The organism is Paenibacillus sp. MAH-35 (genome assembly GCF_058135425.1).
In genome coordinates, this window is sequence record NZ_JBYUPU010000017.1 from 79,053 (window position 1) to 98,612 (window position 19,560).

20 protein-coding genes and 2 riboswitches are annotated in these 19,560 nt (G+C 53.5%); of the genes, 12 read left to right on the plus strand and 8 right to left on the minus strand.

Annotated elements, in window-relative coordinates; all coding sequences use genetic code 11:
• Positions 1-17 precede the first annotated feature (17 nt).
• From AC3Y2E_RS18880 to AC3Y2E_RS18910, 7 genes are all read right to left on the minus strand, one after another.
• A complete protein-coding gene (locus AC3Y2E_RS18880) occupies positions 18-1,853 on the minus strand; it encodes an FAD-dependent oxidoreductase (protein ID WP_379213029.1) in 1,836 nt (611 codons plus the stop codon).
• A 148-nt stretch (positions 1,854-2,001) separates the two neighbouring features.
• Positions 2,002-2,337, minus strand: a complete 336-nt coding sequence (locus AC3Y2E_RS18885; RefSeq protein WP_379213031.1) for a hypothetical protein — start codon at positions 2,335-2,337, stop codon at positions 2,002-2,004.
• Between the two features lie 340 nt (positions 2,338-2,677).
• Complete coding sequence (locus AC3Y2E_RS18890) at positions 2,678-3,484, minus strand: histidinol-phosphatase (RefSeq protein ID WP_379213033.1); 807 nt, start codon at positions 3,482-3,484, stop codon at positions 2,678-2,680.
• A gap of 113 nt (positions 3,485-3,597) precedes the next feature.
• On the minus strand, positions 3,598-4,500 hold the full coding sequence (locus AC3Y2E_RS18895; protein WP_332071654.1) for a LysR family transcriptional regulator: 903 nt from the start codon (positions 4,498-4,500) through the stop codon (positions 3,598-3,600).
• Positions 4,501-4,532: 32 nt separating this feature from the next.
• Positions 4,533-4,922, minus strand: coding sequence for a VOC family protein (locus AC3Y2E_RS18900; protein WP_190929023.1), 390 nt, complete (start codon positions 4,920-4,922; stop codon positions 4,533-4,535).
• Positions 4,923-5,161: 239 nt separating this feature from the next.
• Positions 5,162-6,718, minus strand: coding sequence for a sensor histidine kinase (locus AC3Y2E_RS18905; protein WP_379213036.1), 1,557 nt, complete (start codon positions 6,716-6,718; stop codon positions 5,162-5,164).
• Entirely contained in the window at positions 6,708-7,403 is a 696-nt protein-coding gene (locus AC3Y2E_RS18910; RefSeq protein WP_190929025.1) for a response regulator transcription factor, read from the minus strand. The genes AC3Y2E_RS18905 and AC3Y2E_RS18910 overlap by 11 nt, the downstream gene beginning before the upstream one ends.
• Before the next feature lie 264 nt (positions 7,404-7,667).
• Here AC3Y2E_RS18910 and AC3Y2E_RS18915 point away from each other — a divergent pair, with 264 nt between their 5' ends.
• From AC3Y2E_RS18915 to AC3Y2E_RS18960, 10 genes are all read left to right on the plus strand, one after another.
• Complete coding sequence (locus AC3Y2E_RS18915; protein ID WP_379213039.1) at positions 7,668-8,270, plus strand: YitT family protein; 603 nt, start codon at positions 7,668-7,670, stop codon at positions 8,268-8,270.
• 259 nt (positions 8,271-8,529) lie between these two features.
• On the plus strand, positions 8,530-8,985 hold the full coding sequence (locus AC3Y2E_RS18920) for a chemotaxis protein CheX (RefSeq protein ID WP_190929027.1): 456 nt from the start codon (positions 8,530-8,532) through the stop codon (positions 8,983-8,985).
• 626 nt (positions 8,986-9,611) lie between these two features.
• Positions 9,612-10,310: a glycosyltransferase family 2 protein gene (locus tag AC3Y2E_RS18925; RefSeq protein ID WP_379213042.1), complete on the plus strand. Its 699-nt coding sequence runs from the start codon at positions 9,612-9,614 to the stop codon at positions 10,308-10,310.
• Between the two features lie 4 nt (positions 10,311-10,314).
• Entirely contained in the window at positions 10,315-10,689 is a 375-nt protein-coding gene (locus AC3Y2E_RS18930) for a DUF2304 domain-containing protein (protein WP_379213044.1), read from the plus strand.
• A complete protein-coding gene (locus AC3Y2E_RS18935; protein WP_379213046.1) occupies positions 10,661-11,008 on the plus strand; it encodes an EamA family transporter in 348 nt (115 codons plus the stop codon). The genes AC3Y2E_RS18930 and AC3Y2E_RS18935 overlap by 29 nt, the downstream gene beginning before the upstream one ends.
• 20 nt (positions 11,009-11,028) lie before the next feature.
• Positions 11,029-12,294: an ArnT family glycosyltransferase gene (locus tag AC3Y2E_RS18940; protein ID WP_379213048.1), complete on the plus strand. Its 1,266-nt coding sequence runs from the start codon at positions 11,029-11,031 to the stop codon at positions 12,292-12,294.
• Positions 12,281-12,841 (plus strand): RNA polymerase sigma factor, encoded by a 561-nt coding sequence (locus tag AC3Y2E_RS18945; RefSeq protein ID WP_379213050.1) that lies wholly within the window; start codon positions 12,281-12,283, stop codon positions 12,839-12,841. Before AC3Y2E_RS18940 ends, AC3Y2E_RS18945 begins: the two co-directional genes overlap by 14 nt.
• Positions 12,816-13,613: a hypothetical protein gene (locus tag AC3Y2E_RS18950; protein ID WP_379213052.1), complete on the plus strand. Its 798-nt coding sequence runs from the start codon at positions 12,816-12,818 to the stop codon at positions 13,611-13,613. Before AC3Y2E_RS18945 ends, AC3Y2E_RS18950 begins: the two co-directional genes overlap by 26 nt.
• A gap of 25 nt (positions 13,614-13,638) precedes the next feature.
• Positions 13,639-14,970 carry an ABC transporter substrate-binding protein gene (locus AC3Y2E_RS18955; RefSeq protein WP_379213054.1) on the plus strand — a complete coding sequence of 444 codons (1,332 nt, stop codon included), beginning with the start codon at positions 13,639-13,641 and terminating at the stop codon, positions 14,968-14,970.
• 114 nt (positions 14,971-15,084) lie between these two features.
• Positions 15,085-15,864: an SDR family NAD(P)-dependent oxidoreductase gene (locus AC3Y2E_RS18960; protein WP_379213056.1), complete on the plus strand. Its 780-nt coding sequence runs from the start codon at positions 15,085-15,087 to the stop codon at positions 15,862-15,864.
• Positions 15,865-16,868: 1,004 nt separating this feature from the next.
• On the opposite strand, the gene AC3Y2E_RS18965 is transcribed toward AC3Y2E_RS18960, so the two are convergent.
• Positions 16,869-17,150 (minus strand): YusU family protein, encoded by a 282-nt coding sequence (locus AC3Y2E_RS18965; RefSeq protein WP_379213058.1) that lies wholly within the window; start codon positions 17,148-17,150, stop codon positions 16,869-16,871.
• Positions 17,151-17,314: 164 nt separating this feature from the next.
• Between AC3Y2E_RS18965 and AC3Y2E_RS18970 the strand changes: the two genes are divergently transcribed.
• Complete coding sequence (locus AC3Y2E_RS18970) at positions 17,315-18,130, plus strand: alpha/beta hydrolase family protein (protein WP_379213060.1); 816 nt, start codon at positions 17,315-17,317, stop codon at positions 18,128-18,130.
• Between the two features lie 205 nt (positions 18,131-18,335).
• Positions 18,336-18,426: riboswitch (cyclic di-GMP riboswitch) on the plus strand.
• A 65-nt stretch (positions 18,427-18,491) separates the two neighbouring features.
• Positions 18,492-18,578: riboswitch (cyclic di-GMP riboswitch) on the plus strand.
• 13 nt (positions 18,579-18,591) lie between these two features.
• Positions 18,592-19,392, plus strand: a complete 801-nt coding sequence (locus AC3Y2E_RS18975) for a transglutaminase-like domain-containing protein (protein WP_379213062.1) — start codon at positions 18,592-18,594, stop codon at positions 19,390-19,392.
• The last annotated feature ends 168 nt before the right edge of the window (positions 19,393-19,560 follow it).

Genomic DNA, 19,560 nt, shown 5'->3' on the forward strand with positions numbered 1-19,560 from the left:
TTATCATGATACGCGCGTTAGGCTGGCGGCGCCAGAGGAGCCAATTCGTCGCTGTAGATCGTAATGATCCGGTTCAGATTGTCCCAATACGTCTTATAGCCGAACAGATCGCTGATCTCCCGCAAGTTGACGAGAATGCGGTTGTTCAAAATATGAATCGGCGCGGCGATCGTCCTCAGCCGTTCCGGGTCGGTTGCCAGCTTGTATTGAATCTCGTTTTTGTCGAGATCGATCCGGATCTGCCGGGCGCCGAAGGCGTGCATCAGTTCTTCGACGGGCGTCCATGTCTTGCCGTCAACGATGACGGGCTTGTGGGCGGTAAATTTAATCTCGTTGTTGTTGAAATAAACGGTGATGAACGGCAGCGTACGGGCCTGGTTATTGCCTAGCAGCGTAATATGGCCTTTGTTCAGCTCGGCGATGTCCGATTCGGACAACCCGGTAATTTTGCTGTTGCCGCGGCCCGGCTGGAGTTCAATCCCGTAGGTGTCCTTCATCTCCTGCTGGAATGAGGCCATGATGTTCTGCGTTACTGCCTTCAGGCCGATGTCCGTCCCTTCAAGCCGGGCGAGCAGGATGCCGATGCTTTCCGCAGCCAGTGCGCCGTTCGGCTGAATCCGGGCGCTTCCGTAAGCGACGGGAGTCGCTCCGACCAGCTTGCCGGTCAGGATGACGTTGTCCGCCTCCTTAAGCAGATAGCTGCGAAGCGGGATGCCATACTTGTCCGGTCGTCCGATCGCGAATCCTTCCCGGTTGGAACGCGACCCTTGGATATCGATGAAATAACCTCCGACGCTGACATTGTCCCAGTACATCTCGCCGCTCAGCAGATCGGAAGCCTCAAGTGTATATTCAGTCGGATAATGGTTGTATTCGCGAATATACAAATAACTGGGCTCGCCGTTCAGCTCGATATTTTGAAAGCCGGTGATATGCTGCTTCAGATGGTCGCGGATACGCGGCATCTCTTCCTTAGCATAGTCCATCGCCCGCTTGACCGTTTGCGGATCGCTGGGGTCGACATCGTATACTTGAAGCGCGTTAATGATAATATCTCCGTCTTTTTGGTTGAGGATATTCAATCCGCGCAAGTTCACCTTGTCCGGATTTTTCGGTTCGTATCGGGCTACGATCGGCGGGAAGCCGTAGGCGATATTGGCGTCTACGTACGTCTCCGGTCCGTACATCGTCATCCGCTCCGCTTTGTTCATTTTCCAAAACTGGCTGTAAAATTTCTCCCAGTCGACGCCCTTGAATTTCATCATGTACGTGGCGCTCATATATTCCTTCTGGGGGCTCTGGTACAAAGCTTCCAGCCCCGGCAGCCGCTGCGTGCCGAGCAGGTCGACGAGCGCTCCGTTGTCCGTATTATCGACGAAATAATCGGCCTCTACCGTCTTCTCGCGGCCGCCGGACGTAACGTACTTAAGCGCCTTGACCGTTCCGTTCTCGGTGCGGGCTTCGCGTAACACGGCGTCCTTGGTGAGCGGAATCCCGCGGATCAGCCCGTTGAAGTACGCCTCGAAGTCGGCCTTTTTCCGGATATTCCCGGCGTAATAATCTTGAAACAGCTGCTTGATCGAGCCTTGCACGATCGAATTGCCTTTATCGTCAAACGTTTCGTCCAAGTATAACATTTCCCCTTGGAGCAATTGTCCTCCGACTCCTGCGGTCGGTTCCAGGATCGTGACGCGCAGCCCAAGCTCGTGAGCCCGCTTGGCCATATACATGCCTTCCAGCTCGGTTCCGATAATCACGAGATCGGCTTTGCCGCCCGTCTTGTACCGGTATCCCAGATAGGAGAGTGCCGCCACCAGCACAACCAGCGTTCCAATCCAAATCGTTTTTTTCACTCCATGCACTCCTTGCCGACGTTAGCGACGATTGCTGGTTTACAGCCTTATTGTACGAAAAAAAGCTTTCCCCGGCAACGGGTCCGCAAAATGGCGGATATGCTGCGGGGAAAGCTTCCAGCCAACGCTTGCCGGACGAAGGGACCGGTCAGGGAGCTGCCGGCATCGCAGGCTGCGGCACGCCCGGGGAGTCGCTCGGAGACGAGCCGGGAACGGCGCCTTCATAGTAAGGGTATAAGGCATGGCGCAAACCGTATTCGAACAAGTCGAGATCGGGCATCGAGAGCTCTTTGGCGATGGAGACGGCCCTGTCGATGTCATACGAAACCCTCCGCAGTTGAACGGCAATATCGTTTCCCGACAGGTCGATTACGGCGTAGCTTGCTCTGTTGTCGCGGTCGAACGGGATTCCGACGCTGCCGCCGTTAACCGCCTGGAAGGCAACCGCATTGCCATGGACGTCGGATAAGACGGCTAATCTCATGGTTTCACTCATTTCTTATGTAGGGTAGGGGAGACTCTTATTTTGGGATAAAGCCTATGTTCAGAAACTAATTATATCATCCATATCAGATCTTGCGAGCAATGGCCGAATCGCAAAAAAAAGGACCCCTTGTCAACGGGACAGGGGCCTTACCAAAAGGTTTATATTAAAAAGGGGGTCTTGCTACTTATTATAACCCGTCTACATGATGAGAACGTGACAGAAATATTTCATTTGTGTAACAAAAACATAGAACAAAGAGAAAAGTGTCCCTGGATCGCAGTTTCGTGCGCCCGGACCACTCTCGCCGGGAGTTTAACCCGGGCCGATAAATTATCGGTTACAGCTTAACGGCAACCGGGGCTTTTTGCCGGAAGTACACCCATTCCTTGAAGCCGATCTCTTTCAGGCGCTGTTTTACTAGCTCGAACTCGTCGCCGACCCGGCTCGGAATATGAGCGTCGGAGCCGAAGGTCACCGAGACGCCGTTATAAAGGGCGCGCTCCAAAATTTCGTCGGACGGGTACCAGCCGCCGCAATGTTTCGTCTTGCCGGACGTATTGATCTCGATGGCAAGGCCGTTCTCACCGATGATGCGCAGCGTATTCTCGACGGCTTCGGTTTGGATTGCCGAAAACTCCGGATAATATCCTTTCATCGCGTCGATATGGCCGAGAATTTGAAACATTCCGCTTTCGGCGGATTGGCGGATCAGATCGTAATACAGCTCCTTTTGCCGGACTTTCTCGGCTTTGGCGAGACCTTCCCACCGTTTCTTGTTGAAGATGCTGACCCCGTCGGAGCGGTGCACGGAGCCGATGATGTAGTCGAACGGATACCGCTCGTAGATGCGCCGGTAGACGTTCGCATGCTCGGGGAAAAAGTCCGATTCCACGCCAAGCAGCACCTCGATCCGATCCCGGTATTCTTCCTTTAGCGTCAGCACTTCAGTTACATATCGGGCGAATTCGCTCTTCGCCATCGCGATACCGGGCCATGGCTGCTCCTCTTCCTCCGCGAAGTAGGGAGAGTGGTCGGAGATGCCGATGACTTGCAGCCCTTCGGCAATCGCCGCCTCGATATAGCTGCGGATGACGCCTTCCGCATGTCCGCATCGGTCGTGGTGGGTATGCAGGTCGAATTTCATGATAGCGTCCTCCTGAAAGCTTTGCGTAAGCAAAGCTGGCATCGTAAACATTAGCTGAAACGTTCCGTCTCATTGTGTCCAAACTAGCTGCCGTTCACTCCGGCGCGACCTGTCTATTCCGAGCCGACGAAGTTCGTCTCCGGCATTCCTTTCAAATCCAGCAAAAACTGGTGCATCGCGGAGTTTTTATATTTGCCCGCCTTCGTCATGACAGCGATCGGATGGGTCAGCTCAAGCTCGTTCACCTGGATCATCTTGAGCGTACCGAGCCGCAGCTCGTTGGCGATCGACAGCTTCGAGATGATAGCGGCGCCGAGGTTCAGCTCCACCATCCGTTTCACTTCCTCGCTGCTTGACAGTTCCATCACGATAGGGGGCTCGATCTTGTACATCTGGAATACGTGATCGACAAACCGCCTGCCCGCCGTCTCCGGCGAAAGCATAATAAACGGAATGTCTTTCAGCGCATCCACCGTCGTATGGGAGAGCTTCGACAACGGATGGCTCGGGGATACGACAAGTTCGAACGTATCGTAATAAAGCACCGACGTTTCCAGAGATGACGGTTTGTCGAACAAATACCCGATACCGATATCGATCGTTCCGTTCTCGACGCTGGTCATAATTTGCGAGGAGGTCATCGAGTGGATCGTCGTTTTAATAAGCGGATACTGGTTCTGAAAGTACGAAAGCACCCTGGGCAATATTTGCATAGCTAACGATGTGGTCGTACCCAGATGTATATGGCCTTGCGGCGTATGGTTCAAATCTTCAAGCCGCTGCCTCAGATCGCCGACCGTCTGCAGGATGCGCTCCGCATGTTCGAGAAAGATGAGGCCGCTGTCCGTGAGCGTCACCGGCTGATTGCGATCGACCAGAACCGTCCGGAATTCCTCTTCCAGACTTTTGATCTGCGCCGATACGGCCGGCTGCGTCAAATTCAGCAGCTCGCCCGCTTTCCGGAAGCTCATCGTCTTGGATATGGCGACCAGCGTCTCCAACTGGTTAATGTTCACGACTCACCTTCCTTTCCCGTTATCGTGATCCGTTAGGTCGCCGGCTGAAATAGCTCAAGCCATTCGCCGTCCGGACCGTAGAAAAACCGGTAGCGCGCTCCGTTCGGAAGCGTCGTAATGTCCGGGTCGATAAAGGTAACGCCGAGCTTCTCGATCCGGCTGATCTCCGCCTCTAGATCGTCGACGGTAAAGGCGATATGGTGCACCTTGCCTTCGGCCGGTAAGTTCCCGTTGTAACCTTCGACCAGCTCCAGCTCCGTTTCCTTAGCTCCCGGGGTTGCCAGAAAAGCCAGCTTCACCGTGCCGTTGCCGTGATCCAGCGTGCCCAGCAGCTCGAAGCCGACGATATCTCTGTAAAATGCGATCGATTTCTCCATACTGGATACCATAATGCCGACATGCTCGATTTTCCGTACTGCCATCTTCAATTTCCTCCTGTTCGACGGGGACCGATAATGATGAATGCCGTAATTTTCGTCCTTTCCATTGTACCTTTTACATGGCGGCAGGAAAAGTCCCGCTTGAAAACATTTCCGCGGCGGCGCCCGCAATAAGCAGGAAACAAAATAAACAGCGGCTCCCCGCAGGGGAGCCGCCGCTTTGAAGCTTCCGTCATAACCGGACGATATAACATTGCTGCATTTTCTACCGACGTCCGGAGTTAACCGGCCAGCTTCAGCTTGACCCAGAAACGGATCTCGTCGCCTTCGCTCTCGGCCCAGATGTCGCCACCGTGATAATCGATAATGCTTTTGGCGATAGCCAGTCCTAGTCCGGAGCCGCCCGTCTCCGACGACCGCGAAGCGTCGACGCGGTAGAACCGGTCGAACAGACGATCCAAATCTTCCTGGGGGAGCGGCGTCCCGTTGTTGCTGATCCGCACCAGAACGTGATCCGCCTCGCGGAACAGCAGCACTTTGACTGTGCCAGGCTTTCGGCTGTACTTGACCGCGTTCGTGAGCAAATTATCGAACACCCGGATCATCTTATCGGCGTCTACGTTCACCTTCAGCTTCTCCGGAGGGAAGGCGCGCACCAGATTGAGCTCGTTGTCCTCGGCGTAGCTGACCATCTCCTCCAGCAACTGCTCCAGCAGTTCGTTCATGTAGACGGCATCCAGCTTCAGCGTATCGCCCTTGCTGGACAGCTTCGTATATTCGAACAGGTCGTCGATCAGGCTTTTCAGCTTTTCCGATTTGCTGTAAGCGATGTTAAGGTACGTGTCCGCTTGCGCATCGGATTCGTAATTTTTGTCCTTTAACAGCCGCAGATACCCCATAATGAGCGTTAAAGGCGTTCGCAGGTCATGCGAGACGTTCGTGATCAGCTCGGTTTTGGTTTGCTCCGCTCTCCGTTCCTCCTCGAGAGTCAGCTGAAGCTCGGCCGTCATCAGGTTGATGCTTGTCGCCAGCGATCCGAGCTCGTCCCTGCTTCGCGCTGCGACCCGGTAATTCAGGTTGCCTTTCGAGATTTCGCGCAATCCCCTTGCCAGCTCCTCGATATATTTCATTTTATGCTTCGTGATCCAGAAAAACAGGAAGATAAACACGACAACTGCCAGCAAGTTCGGCATCGGGCTGCTTCCGCCCTTCATATAGACGATATTGGGGGAGGGCATCCCGGAGACGACCAGATACGCTTTTCTTTCATTCAGATCGATCGGATAAAAGCTGGAGTATTCCTGATTCTGGTACCGCCGGTCATTGATTCGGACATCCATCGCATTACGGATAATCCCGTGCAGATCGACCCGGTTTTCGGTAGCGCTCGGCGATTTGAACAGGACGAGACCGTCCAGGTCGAGTACGAGTATTTTCAAGTTCGGGTAGGACTGGCTGTAATCGTTAATGATGGCGGTAACCTTCTTCTCGGGAGCAGCCGCCGGGGGGACGGCAGAAGAACCGGCACTGCGGCTGGCTGCTTGCCGGGCCTCCTCGTATTCGTGGCCGATCCGGTCCAGAATCGACCGCGCCCGGTTGTCAATCTCATGAACGCCGTTCGTATAGTCGATTACCGGGTACTGGTTGGCGTTGGCGAACAGCGGCACGGTCAGGCTGCGTACGAGCAGGGCGGCCAGCAGGCAGAAAACGAAGGTTAGAATAAGCTGCAGCCGGATGCTGGATTCAAAGTGCCGCCGGACGAACAGGTAGATGTCGCGGACAAAGCCGAGCAGTACCGAAAACCAGTGTATGGGATTAAATAGCGACCTATTTTTCAATTTTGTAGCCGACCCCCCATACCGTCTTGATATACTTCGGCTGGCGCGGCGTCGCCTCCAGCTTCTCCCGTATTTTACGGATATGCACCATGACGGTATTGTCGGATTCGTAGAACATCTCGTTCCAGACCGACTCGTAAATTTTCTGGATGCTGAACACGATGCCGCGGTTGCGGGCGAGCAGCTCGAGGATGGCGAATTCGCGGGGAGTCAGCTTCACCTCGCGGCCTTCCACCTTCACTTCGTGCGTAGCCGTATTGATGATCAGATCGTCGATCTCGATCTCCTCCTCCAGCCTCGGGACGGCGACATTAAGCCGTTTGTAGCGGCGGAGCTGGGATTTGACCCGGGCTACGAGCTCCAGCGGGTTGAACGGCTTCGTCATATAATCGTCGGCCCCGGTGCTCAGACCCATGATTTTGTCCATGTCCTGGCTTTTGGCGGACAGCATGATGATCGGCATATGTTTCTCTTCGCGGATCTTCATGCAGGCTTGAATGCCGTCCATCCGAGGCATCATGATATCCAGGATGATCAGATCGACTTCCTTCTGCTTCAGCACCTCCAGCGCTTCTTCCCCGTTGGATGCCCTTACCAGCACGAAGCCTTCGTTTTTCAAATAAATTTCGAGCAGGTCCAATATCTCTTGCTCGTCGTCCACGAGCAGTATCGTCTCTTGCGCCATAACCAATCGACTCCCATTCCATATCGTCGCGCGCGGCGCGCTTGTATACGGCCTCAGACGGGCTTGTTCCTTAAGCAGTCCGAAAAGCTGGCCCGGTCCTTGCGATACAAGAATACCACAACTGGCGGAAAACGCTGAATTCCGTCATGAAGCTCATTATAAATCCCATTTCTTAAGAAAGATCGCCCCCAGTTCTTAATTAATTCTTAACCCCATACATTAGAGGAGGACAGGATGTTCAGGATGTAGGAAGGAGGAACACGCGTGCAGCCGCTGCTTAGAATCGCCGCCGTTCTGATTGGCAGCGCCGCTTTGGCGTTTGGAGTGAATGCCTTTTTGGCACCGTATCGGCTCATCGACGGGGGGATGATCGGGATCGGGCTTCTTTTGAACTACCATTTTGGCCTGCTTCCCGGCATGACCGTTCTTCTTGTTAGCGCGCCTGTATTTGTCGGCGTGTTTTTTTATGATCGTGCTTTATTTATGAGCAGTGTGCACGGGCTGCTGGTGTCCTCGTTTTTTATCGATTTGTTCTCGCCGGCGAGCAACTGGTTTCGGCTGGGCATGCCGGTGCACGCCGTCCTCGGAGGGTGGCTGATCGGAGCGGGGGTCGGGACGATGCTGGCGTACCGGACGAATTCGGGAGGAACCGATCTGCTGGGGCAAATCGCATCGGACCGTACCGGAGTACCCGCGGCTTTATTCATTTTCATCCTCGACGCGGTTATTTTACTGGCGGGCATAAGCGTCATCGGGGTAACCCGTACGCTATTTTCGTTTGCGACTATCGTCATAGTGTTCGCTGCGACGCACCGGTACTCCGGACGTAAGCCTTTAGGACGAAGTATCCATTTGTTTTACAAATGAGCGGCTAAGGAATTTTAGGGTTTGCCGGCGAAATGGAAGGATGCCACTTTTCGAGTTTTTTCTACAAAAACCTTTGCTGGACTTGGGATTTGAGCGATCTGTCTCCAGCTATATACAGGCCCGAAAAACTGGAGTATAATGGGGAAAAAGTCCTTTTAGGTTGTTTCCGGGACGAGCCGCCGTTCGTTGGGACGGTTTTGTAAGCGCAGCCGGCGGATGAGAAAATCCGAGAATTTTGTCGAAAAGGGGACTCCGTGTAATGAAGGCCGAGTATATTAATCCGTTTTTGGAATCAGCGAGAATCGTGTTGGAGCAACTGATTAACGTGCGTCCGACGACCGGACAACTCGGGATTAAGGATGTCAAATTCGTTGAGAACCATATTTGGATCCAAATCGGCATGAGCGGGCAGATGGAAGGCGATATCGTATTCGGCCTGCACGAGGAAGTCGCCTTGAAGCTCGTATCGGCGATGATGGGCGGTTATCTGGTCACGCAGATGGACGAGATGTCGCAAAGCGCGATTTCCGAACTCGGCAATATGATCAGCGGCAACGCAAGCACGATTTTGTACAACCAGGGAGTGCGCGTCGATATTACTCCGCCGAAGCTGATTACCGAGGCCGGTCTTGATTTTACGCCGACCAAGGCGTTGACGATTCCGCTCATGATGGATCAGATCGGGCAGTTGGATATCAAGGTGTTTATTTCTTAACGGACTTATAGGTATACATAAGTAATGGAGGGTGCCGCGAGTTGGCATCCTTTTTTTTATCGTTACAGAGCAGCTTTTCTTAATCTTCGAGAAAGTTTAAATTCTTTACTGTGCTAAAGTGAAGGGGGTTCCTTACTTGGCGTCAGATTAGAGAACGTATATTCAGGTTCGATGACTAACGAATCGTATCGTACTTATGGCTGAAAAACGACGTTATTCCAGACTTAACGAATCCGGGGAACGTTATCGAACCTAAAGTGGTAAAAAACGATCCGATTTGCGGGAATAAACATACATGAGTTCGTCACACATTCAAACGTCCGCATTCGGCTCTGATAACAAGTGCTGGGTTCGTTAGCCATACCACCGCATGAAGACAACACTACTATGGGCGAGCGGCTGGAGCGAGCGAAGGTACCTATTCCCTTCCGACGTACAAACGTTTTGGGTTTGCACGTCAAAGGACCGTCCGGAACGCCTGAACCGGACGGTTTTTCTTATTCATTTTTTTTCGTCGGCAGGTCACATTCTCGTCTCTTCGATTGTTTAGATAGATTGTAAGATCGGGCAAGCCGCTCCGACATCGGATGACGGGTTGCCTGAAAGTGAGGGAGAGTGGCAGCACCATGAGGAAACTGGTCGTAATACCGGCTCATAACGAAGAACAGAACATCCGGACCGTCATCCATTCGGTTAAACGCTTGCATCCCGACATCAAGATCGTCGTCGTTAATGACGGTTCTACGGACGGTACAAGCATGGCAGCCAGGCAGACGGGGGAAGCGCTAGTGATCGATCTGCCTTTTAATCTCGGAATCGGAGGAGCGGTCCAGACGGGCTATTTGTTTGCATGGCGCAGCGGCTACGATATCGTCATTCAAGTGGATGCGGACGGACAGCACGACCCGGCCCAACTGTACAAGCTTATCGCGTGCATGGAGAAGGGAGAGGCCGATTGCTGCATTGGATCCCGCTTCGCCCGGAATACGGATTATCGGCAGACGTTGTTCCGAATGCTGGGCATCCGAATCCTATCGTCGATCATTCGCTGGACCTCGGGCAGACGGTTTACTGATCCGACATCGGGCTTCCGGGCAGTAAACCGGAGCGTCATCCGGGTATTCGCAGACGATTATCCGGACGATTATCCGGAAGCCGAAGCGATTGTAATCCTGGAGCGGATGGGCTTTAGAGTGCGGGAGACGGCGGTCCGTATGAACTACCGGATGAGCGGACGATCGTCCATTACGCCGTTCAGATCGGTTTACTATATGATCAAAGTTCCTCTGGCCGTCCTTATGACCCGAATACGGAATGTAGGTTGAGCTTATGTACTTTTATGTATTTTCAGTTATTTTCTGCACCGCGTTCATCGGGGTAACGATTGAATTAATCCGAAGGCGGCTCGTATTGGAACGATATGCGATTTTATGGCTCTGCCTCGGGGCGGTTATGCTCGCTTTCGGCACATTCCCGAAGTTGCTCGACATGGTTTCGGAAGCCGCCGGCATCTTTTATGCCCCATCCTTCATGTTTTTGGGTGGCATGCTGTTTTCGCTTCTGTTTATCATGCATACGAGTGTTGTCTTGACCAAGCTTCGTCGGCATGTAACCCGGTTAAGCCAGGAAATCGCGCTGCTGCAAGTGGAGACGGCCAAGAAGGAGGAGGGACGAAATGGGTATTCTGCTGATCGTTCTGGTTAACGTGCTTCTGCTGGTATCGGGCCAGCTATTCTGGAAAGTCGCGCTTAACCGGCATCCGTTTCGCTCGGCTCCGGATATTGTGCATGTGCTTGTACAGCCACCCATGCTGCTTGGATGCGTTCTGTTCGCCGTCGCAACGATCGTCTGGTTTTACGCATTAAGCAGGTACGATCTGAGCCGGGTTTATCCGCTTCAATCGCTCGCTTATGTGATGGGAGCTATCGCCGGTATGATCTTTTTCAAAGAAACGATCTCGACTTGGCAGTGGCTCGGCATGCTGTTGATTATCGGCGGTGCCGTCCTCGTCGCCAAACCGTAGTAACCGGAGGAGGTAAGCAGATGCTGGCCCGCTGCAAATGGCATACGTACGCCATGATGGCCGTTCTGGCGCTCGCTCTGATCCTTCGGCTGGATTATGTGCTTAAGTTCGAGCATGTGCCGATCGAATACGATCAGCTTAATTACACGAAGACGGCGATTCAACTGCTGGAGAAGGGCGTCTACGCCTATCTGGATACGGAGCCTAATACGCTCGTAACGCCGGGTTTCCCGATCTTGCTGACAGCTTTTTACTGGATGTTCGGATATTCCCCACTGGAGCCAACTCTCCAGATTTATCGGGTGTTCCAATGTTTTCTGGCGCTTGTCGCCGTCTGGTTCATTTACAAAATCGGGGTCCGGTTGTTTCGACCCGTTACAGGCGTAATCGCCGCCATGTTCGCCGCCGTCCATCCGATGTTTGTCTGGTCAACGTCGCTTATTTTGACGGAAGTGCCGTTTCTGTCCGTGTTTATGGCGCTCATATACACACAAGTCCGTATCATGCAGGATAACCGTCTGCGGGATCACATCGCAATGGGGGTGCTGCTCGGGATCGCCACGCTGATTCGGCCGAATGTGCTGCCGGTTGCGGTTGTGCCTTACGTGTTTCTCTGGATGACCAACCGGAAAGCTTACATTCCATTTATTGCGGCTGGCTTTGGGGCGTTTGTTCTCGTAATGATGCCCTGGTGGATTCGCAATCTGATCACGTTCCACCAGTTTATTCCAATAGCGAAAGGGGAGGCGGGCAATCCGTTTCTTGGCGGTACGGACCCTTATATGCGCGGTACGATCGATTGGGCAACAATCGATAAGAATGACCAGTTCGGCGAGGGGGTGAGGCGGATCCGGCGAGGATTGAAGGAGGAGCCGGGGGAATGGATTCACTGGTTTACGTTAGGCAAATGGAAATATTTCTTTTTCCGCCACTGGGTCGGACCCTATCCGTTTCATGTAGCGAACTGGTACTATGTTTTATTGGACAAGCTTCACTTTGCAATCATTTATATCGGCTGGGTGATGCTGCCAGTGATGAGCTTGTTTAAAAACCGGGCTGCAATGTATTTGTTCGTATGTCTAGCGGTGTTTTACTCGGTCCATACGCTGTTCATACCCGAACCCCGCTATATATACTCGATGCTGCCTTTTCTCATGTTAGGCGCTGCTCAGCTTGTTGTCGGCGTCTTCCGGATCAAACAATTAATAGATGTCTTTCTGGATCAGATCAAGAATCTCAAAAACAGGCATGTGCAGGAGGGAGGGAGAGACAGTGGAAATCAATGAGCTTTTGGAAGATGTTCGCAGGGGAAATGTCGATTCGTTCGAACCAGTCATTCGGATGTACGAGAAAAACATATACCGGTTTTGTTTCTTCATGCTGGGGAATCGGCAGGAGGCGGAGGATGCGGCCCAAGACGTCTTCTTCAAAGCGTACCGGCACCTGGGGGGGTACGACGAACGTCAGACATTTAAGGCTTGGCTCTATAAAATTGCGGAAAATCATTGCCACAACGTGCTGAAGCGGCGATGGAAGTGGCTTCGGCTGCTGCCGCTGTTCCGCTCGGACGGCCGGACCGAAAGCGCGGAGCAAGCATACTCGGAACAGATGGGGACCGAGATGGCCTTTTGGTTCAAAGACTTGTCGCTTCCGGAGAAAAAGCTGCTTTTTTTGCGGGTCGTCGAAGAATGTTCGTTTGACGAGATCGCGCAAATGATGGGGGAAAGCGCGCCGACGCTGCGCAAACGGTTCGAACGGCTGAAACGGAAGCTTCGGGCAAAAAAAATGCAGGAGGAGGAGATGTGCGATGAACGACGACTCGAATTACGATAAGCTGGTCCGGACGATGAAGGAGATTCCGGTACGGGAAACGGAAACGGCGGCTCCCCAAGTTATGGAAAGGATACGCGCCTATGAGTGCGCGAAAAGGACGCCGGTCCGGAAATCGCTCCGCATCCGGGTATGGGCGGCTGCGATGCTGCTGTTGGTAATTACCGCGATTTCGGCTCAAGGGACGCCCCGTTATCTGTTTCATTGGAACGGCATGGATATTACCACCTACAAGCCGGAGCCGCAAACGAATCCGTCACCGGATGTGTATCCGCCCTATACGGAAAGAATCGAGAACCAGTTGGCAGCCCGCCGGGCGGAGTACCGGACGCTGACATTGGAGGAGGCGCAGAAGGAATCGCTGTTCCCTCTTATGCGGCCGGCGAACCTCGATATGAAGCCTTCCCGGACGTTCGGAGTAGCCGCGACTCCGCTCAAGAAGCCGGCGACCAAGGACGAGCTGTACATGGAGGGTTTTTACGATTTCTACGAGCAGGGGGAGACTTGGCTTGTCGTCCGGCAAATCTTCGATTCGAAAAGGGAGACCGATGGCGGTGTGCTGATGCATTACCCTGATGACTGGGAAGTGGTGAGAGTAAGCGACCGGATCATGAGCGTATACCACAGCGACAATAACTTCGCCAGTTACAGCCTGTATATCGTGACCGACGAGAAGGATACGATCTGGCTAAGTTTAACGGGAAACGTACCCAAGAAAAAGTTGGAGACCGTTGCGGAAGCCTATATCGGCCGAAAGCAGACGGGAAATCATTAGGAGTGGATTGGAGCGTAGTTGGAACATGAAGCGTCTGATGTTATTATCATTATCGGCTTTCTTGCTCATACCCGGCATGATCGGATGCGAAGCGGGCGGAGAAACCGAAGATCCCAAGCAAGCTTCGATCAAAATTTTATATTACGACGAAGCCTCCTACTATTCGAATTACGGTGCTTTATTCGCCGTGCAGTACCCGCATATCGAAGTGAAGGTCGTACCTACCGTTGGAATCCGGATGGAAGATATGGAGAAGTGGATCGAGGAGCAAAAACCCGATGTGCTAATCCTGGATGAAGGCCGCTATGAAACCTATGCAAGAGACGGACGTCTCTACGACCTCGAGCCGTTGATCAAGAAGGATAAGTTCGATCTGCAAAACATGGCGCCGTCCATCACCGATGCGGTCCGGACGATTGGCGGAGGGAAGTTGTATGGGCTTGCTCCGAGTTTCTCCAGTCAGGCGCTCTACTACAATAAAAGCTTGTTTGATCAAATGGGCATTCCTTATCCGACCGACAAGATGAGCTGGGAAGAAGTGCTGCAGCTAGCCCGCCGATTCCCTTCCGGAAGCGGGTCGCCGGAGCAGCGGGTCGCCGGATTGATGCTGAACCCGTATGAGGTGCACCCCTATCCTTCGGGCCTGGCGATCGGATATGGACAAGGGTTGTCCTACCTCGACTCCGAGACGATGAAGATGACCCTCGATACGAGCGAATGGAAGCGGACGTTCCAGCTGGCCTTTGAGGCGATCCGATCAGGGGCCATCTATCAGCCTGTGGGAACGCAGTCGTTTACGCCGGGGATGGGGAGTCAGCAGGTTCTGGAGCAAAACCCTTTCCTGGGAGGGAAAGCCGCGATGACGATTGGCGGCAGTGATTTTGTCCAGGAACTGAGAAGGGCTGCCGTCGTTCTGAAAGACCGGATGCCGCTCTGGGATCTCGTTACGGTGCCTGTCGATGCGAAGCGACCCGATACCGGAAACGCGTTATGGCTGCAGGATATTACCGCAATCAACTCCGGCTCCGCTCAAGTCGAAGCCGCTTGGACGTTCGTCCGTTATATGAATGGCGATTCGTTTGCCCGTGCCATGGCGAAAGCTGCGGCAGGCGGCAAGCTGACGAGCCGGACGGCGTATTTGATAGATGAAGAGGGCCGGAATTTGAATGTGTTCCACGCGTTGAAGCTTGATCCGAACGTTTCCAGAGGATCGGGGAAAGTGCCGCAAACTTTTTATTTTTCATTCGAGGCGCTTGCCAAGCAGGAGATTGCGGCCGCTTATGAAGGGCGCAAGACGATTGACGAGGCGCTGAAGGTTTTGCAGGAAAAAGGGCAGGAGCTGCTGGGAATTCAATAAAAGCTGTGCAGGCGAGTTCCGGGAATTAGTAAGGAAAACATGCAGGGCCTCCGCTTATTATGCCTTTGATTTAGTGTATAATATTAGGAAAAAGGCACGGAGGTATAGAATCGAATGTATGATTGGAAAGGGAAAGTGGTCGCCATAACGGGCGCCTCAAGCGGGATCGGGGCGTTAACGGCCGAACTCGTCGCAAGCCGCGGCGCGGTGCCGCTCCTGATGGCGCGAAGCCGTACGAAACTGGACGAGCTGGCGGCGAGAATCGGGGAGAACTGCGAGACGTACGAGCTGGATGTCTCTTCGCCCGACTCGGTGCAAACCGTATTCCGTACCGTATTCGAAAGGCACGGCCGCGTAGATGTACTGATCAATAATGCCGGCTTCGGGCGGTTCGAACGGTTCGAGCAGGCTCCGCTCGCCGATTTCGAACATATGATGAACGTTAATTATATGGGCATCGTCCGCTGTACGAAGGCTGTGCTTCCTTATATGCTCTCCTCGGGCTCCGGCCATATTGTTAATGTCGCTTCGATTGCCGGCAAGATCGGAACGGCCAAATCGACCGGCTATGCCGCGTCGAAACATGCCGTGCTCGGGCTAACGAACAGCTTGCGGCAGGAGTTGGCCGGCACGGGCGTTACGGTGACGGCGATCAACCCGGGACCGGTGGACACCCCGTTTTTCGATTTGGCCGACCCGTCCGGCGGTTATGTGGCTAACGTGAAGAAGCTGATGCTGCCGCCGCGCCGCGTAGCGGAAGCGATCGCCAAAGCGGTGGAACGCAGTCGAGCGGAGGTCGATTTGCCGGGAATCGCGGGCTTTGGCGCCAAGCTGTTTCATTTGTTCCCCCGTACGTTCGAGCGGGTCAGCCGCCGCTTTCTTAATCTGAAGTAAGAAACTGGACCCACCCGATCAGCGACAGCCACAGCGGAATACTGAATAGCGTCCCCCATAACAAGCCTAGCAGCAGATTGCCTTCTTTCTCTCGCATGATTCGTCACTCTCCTCGTCCGAAGTTTGAATACTTCCCAGTATGCTCGGATGAAGGAAAGTTCAACCCTGGGGCGGCGCTGAGCGGGAAATGTCCGTTTCTTTCTGCTCATTAGCTGCTGTATGGGAGTACGCCAAAGAAAAGAAGGGACAGGGAGCTGGCGGAGAGTCATTATGCGATTTTTATAGTCCCGCTTCGGACCGGTTGCCCTTGAGAAAAAAGGACCTCGCCTCCACTTCTACTGTGGAATTGGAGGTCCTTTCGTTTGGGATTTGAGGTGTTCCCATGTCATGCGGACTTCTGGGACAGCCTATGGGTAACCCCCGCTCATGGGAAGGATGGGGGCGCATAAGAGCGGTTTGTGAGGCTGTCGATTCAATGTGGACAACCAAGTGGAAAGGGAAAAGATGACCTTCTGGCGAGTTTTGTCTGGAATCCCCTACCTTACAATCCTTATTCAATCAAGGGATTCCGGACAACCTGTCTGAGCAGAAGAAGGTAACTTTTCACTTGGAACGGCCTGCTAACACTTCTACACAATGAATCGACAGCCTCGTTTGTACCCCTTAATCTGCCCGAAACCAGCTTGCATGAGGAAATAGGAGCGGTTTGAAGCTGTTATAATCCGCGAAAATGGTGCTGACCCGTCCATTTGGTTAAAATAAGAGATACAAACCGCCTCTATTCGCCACTGTTTTTCGAATAGACTGGAAATAGAGCAAAAGACCCTTATCCTTTTACAGAACCAGCACGCATACGGTTCCCAGCGATACCGAGCACTCTCGGCTCGCCGAAAAACTGCTGCACACACAAAAGGCATACATTGCGGAGCAGGTTTTGAGCCGTGTTTAGATCCTATTCATCGGCGGCACGTCATGGCTTCAAATAGATGCTTTTCTTAACCGGATTATTCTCCGGCGGGAGGAGGAGTGGCGGTGTCGGCACTGCGCTGGGCTCTCAATGCTTCGTTCAAGCTGCGGATCTCCTCGAACAGCAGGCGCACTTCCCGCTTCGCTTCGGGATGGTTCTGGTTCCAATGGTTGGTCAGTGCAGGCATCGATTTATGGATATGATTGTAAACAGCCCATTTTCTAACCTTCTCTACAGTTTCCGGATTGGAGCTGCCGGTCAGCAACTCGGCAAATTTCTCGACAAGCGCTTCAAATTCTTGATCAAATACGGGATTCATAAGAGGAACAGCCCTTCCTTCGGCTCGTTTTACTTCAGTCTACCGAAACCTCCAAAAGCTGTCAAAGCCGAACTTGGCTTTGCGTATACGGGCTGCGAATTTGAAATGGCCGGTTTGTTTCGGTATGATGGGGAGCATCATACACACCGGAAGAGGTTGCGGCGATGGAGTCGAGAGAGGTGCCGGATGGGACCGTGCTGGAGCGGGAAAGGCTGGCCGACCCCGAACCGGGCGTTCAATTGTGGAAGATTACATACGTAAGTCAAGGTTTGAAAGTAAAAGGATACTGGGCCGCACCGGAGTCCCGTGAGGCCCTGCCCCCGCTCGTCTACTGCAGGGGAGGCATCCGCAGCGTGGGGATGGTGCGCATTGCCCGGATCGTGACGCTGGCCCGGCGCGGATATTCCGTATTTGCTCCTTTCTATAGAGGAAACGACGGGGGAGAGGGGCGTGAAGACTTCGCGGGAGAAGACCGGTTCGATTTGTATAACGCCATACGTCTCTTAAGAGATCTGCCGCAAACGCGGAACGACTTGCCCGTTTTGTTGATTGGTTTCTCCCGGGGGGCGATGATGGCGCTGCTGGCGGCCAAAGAGTGTGAAGGCGTCGGCCCCGTCGTCGTCTGGGGAGGCGTCAGCGACCTGCTGCTTACGTATGAGGAGCGGGTGGATTTGAGGCGTATGCTGAAAAGGGTCGTGGGGCACCCCCGCAAAGACGAAGAGGCGTACAGGCAGCGGTCGCCGGTATGCTGGGCGGACAGCATCAAGTCGCCGGTCTTGATCGTTCACGGTTCGGAGGACGAGCATGTCGGCGTGGAGCACGCGCACCGGTTGGCGGTGGCCTTGGAAGCGGCAGGCAAGCCGTATGCGCTGCACGTCTACCAGGGGCGGGGGCACGTATTCCCACGGGAAGAGGACGAGCAGGTGCTGGATTCGATTTTTGAATGGGCGGGTCGGGTGTGGAAGTCGCCGGTTGAGTAGTACAACGGCACGAACGCGGGCCTGGAACGGACACGTTTTGAGGCAGATGAAACAGCGGTGTGATCCCAAAAAACGTAGCTTGTCCCGGCTTGCGATGATCCTTCCGAACCCGTTTGCGCCCACAGACGGACCTATGAACCGAATAGCAAATTATGGTTGATAGGAATTGATAATTTTGGTATGATAGGAGCAGGAAGAAAGCTTTTCACGATAACGGCAAACTTGTCGAAAGGCAAGGACGCAAAGCTACAGGGCCTTCCTGACCCCGCGCGGTCAGATGGCAGCCAGTTACCGAACGATTACGCTTTTTTTTGTGCTTTTTTTGCCAGACAACCTCCCGTTCCCAGTCTATCAAACTCAAATACGATAATAGCAAACTTGCCGAAAGGCAAGGACGCAAAGCTATAGGGCCTTCTTGACACCGTCAAATGGCAGCCTGGCCGCCGAAAGGAGTTTGCAACATGCGTAACCTGTTGCTTGCCATCACGATGTTGATCGCGTTTTTGATCCCTGCGCCGGCCGCGTTTGCCGCGACTGCCGAGGATTGGCTAAACCTGGACCATGTGGACAGAGGGACGATCGGGGTTCGATACGACGTCAGAGATGACGTCAAGACGAAAGTTATGGTAACGAAAGGACCAGACAAGTACACCTACCTGCTCACTCCGGGCAAATGGGAAGAGACGTTCCCGCTGCAAATGGGCAACGGCGACTATACGGTCACCCTGCTGGAGCAAGTGAGCGGCAGCAAATATAAAGTGGTGCGGGAAGCCGCAGTCACGCTGGATATGGACAATGACGCGAACGTCTACTTGAATCCGGTGCAAAACGTCAACTGGAGCGAGACAAGCCGGGCGGCAGCCATTGCGAAGGAATTGACAAAAACGGCGGCAACCGATATGGAGAAAGTTCGGGCGATTTACGAATATGTGACCGGTACGATCCGTTACGACGAAACGCTGGCCGCCAATGTGCCTGCAGATTATATACCGGATATCGACCGTACGGTCGCGCTGGAAAAGGATATATGTTACGGCTATGCGGCGCTGTTCGCCGCGATGCTGCGGAGCGTCGATATTCCCGCCAAACTGGTAATGGGGACGACGGATTACGTTGATGTGTATCATGCTTGGAATGAAGTTTATTACGACGGGGCATGGACAACCATAGACACGACCGTCGACGCGGGCTGGAAAGAGAACGGCAAAACGTTCGAGATGACCAAGGACGCTACCCGGTATGCGGCAGCCAAATATTATTAAAAAATAAAATCAATCGGAAACCGGCTTTGGACGACATGTCCAAGGCTTTTTCCAGTTTGTTCAGAAATTGTATAGCCGGCAGCGTTATAATGCAGGAAACCTAGGCCGGATCGTGCGCCAATCGAGACAAGCGGAGGTGGTTGGCACGAAGGCTCCTTGTCGGCACGT